Genomic DNA, 738 nt, shown 5'->3' with positions numbered 1-738 from the left:
CGCCGACCTGGCAATGGCGATCATCTTCCCGACGATCTCGAGCTCGTTCGACCTGATGCTCCAGATCTCCTTCACGCTCGGGACAACGGGGGCGTCCACCTCAACTCGGCGGGCAGCGGCGAGCTGTCGTAGCCGAGCTCGCCGACGGCGACCACGCCGTCCTTCCTCGGCGGGCGTGCCGCTGGGCGAGATCGCGCTCCGCTCGTCGAGCCGCACCCCGCTGCACGAGGAGGGTGGCTCCGATGCCGGCCACGAGGCATCCGAGCACCGCCAGCGCCGACGCCGGGGCGAGGAACGCGATCCCCGCCACGGCGATGGCCAGGACGACCAGGGCGCTCACCATCGGCTGCACCACGCGGAGCGGGACGTTCTGCAGTTCGTCGACGTCGTCGACGAACCGGGCGAGGAGGTCGCCGCGTCGGCTCGACGCGAGGGCGTCGGGCGCCATCGGCAGCATCCGCTCGAAGATGCCGGCCCTGATCGACGCGAGCTGGCGGAAGGACGCATCGTGCCCGGTGAGGCGCTCGAGATAGCGGAAGGCGGCACGTCCGAGGGCGAAGGCGCGCACGCCGACGATGCCGAGCGAGAGGTAGAGCACGGGCGGCTGCTCGGCGGCACGCGCGATCAGCCACGCCGAGCAGGCCAGGAGCGCGACACTCGATGCGGCCGACCCGATGCCGAGGAGGATGGCCGGGAGCAGCTGCCGTGCGGGCGGCACGGCCCGGCGCAGCATGCCGC

Annotated in this window: 1 protein-coding gene; it reads right to left on the bottom strand. The window is 72.6% G+C overall.

The annotated features are described in order from the left end of the window. Positions 1-100 precede the first annotated feature (100 nt). Positions 101-738: ABC transporter transmembrane domain-containing protein (locus tag GH736_RS23785; RefSeq protein WP_268891269.1), on the bottom strand; the 638-nt coding region annotated here is incomplete at its 5' end.

It is taken from the genome of Agromyces humi, assembly GCF_009720255.1.
GTDB classification, from domain to species: Bacteria; Actinomycetota; Actinomycetes; order Actinomycetales; family Microbacteriaceae; genus Agromyces; species Agromyces humi.
This window is presented reverse-complemented; position numbering and strand designations above follow the sequence as displayed.